General features: G+C 50.7%; 2 protein-coding genes. Both read right to left on the bottom strand.

Going from position 1 to position 629, the window contains the following annotated elements; translation table 11 throughout:
• The coding region (locus A3750_RS04975) for a hypothetical protein (RefSeq protein WP_156498419.1) at window positions 1-194 on the bottom strand (194 nt) is incomplete at its 3' end.
• A 2-nt stretch (window positions 195-196) separates the two neighbouring features.
• A partial coding sequence (locus A3750_RS04970) for a tetratricopeptide repeat protein (protein ID WP_156498418.1) occupies window positions 197-629 on the bottom strand: 433 nt, incomplete at its 5' end.

Genomic DNA, 629 nt, shown 5'->3' with positions numbered 1-629 from the left:
GCTTCGTCCGTATTTCGAAAGCCGAGCTTTCCGGAGAGCTGAAAGTCTTCAATTTGATAGAGTTTTTCTCGAAGAACCTTGGGGCTTTCGTCGCCGGAATATTCAATAAAATTGGATGCGCAGCCGCTCGTAATGCTTAATGCTACGATGAGAGCAGCCGTAATGATAGGGCATCCAAAACTTCTAGTCGCCACGATTATTCTTCCGCCTGGTTGGTCTCTTGCGCATCTGAAGCTGGGGCAGAGTCAGTTGCCTCAGTATTCTCATCGTTCGGCTCTGCCGTGTCATTAAGGTCTTCAAGCATCTCTGGAGCAAGTCGTTCTAACGTTGCGCGAAGCACAGGATGGTCTGGTTGCTGGCGCAGGCTGTTGTTCCAAACTTTTTTGGCTTCCTCGGTTTTGCCTTCAACCCATAGTACTTCGCCTAGATGTGCACCGACTTCTCCATCGGGGTAGTTGATGTAAGCTTTACTTAAAAGCGCGAGTGCTTCTTCGTTCTTGCCGAGCTTAAACAGTGCCCAGCCCATGCTGTCCATGATCGCTGGGTTATCAGGGCGAAGCGCGAGCGCCAGCGTGATGAGCTGCAGGGCTTCTTCAAGGCGATCTGTTTTGTCTGCGAGGGTATATCCA

The sequence above is a fragment of the Oleiphilus sp. HI0079 genome, assembly GCF_001635105.1.
This window is presented reverse-complemented; position numbering and strand designations above follow the sequence as displayed.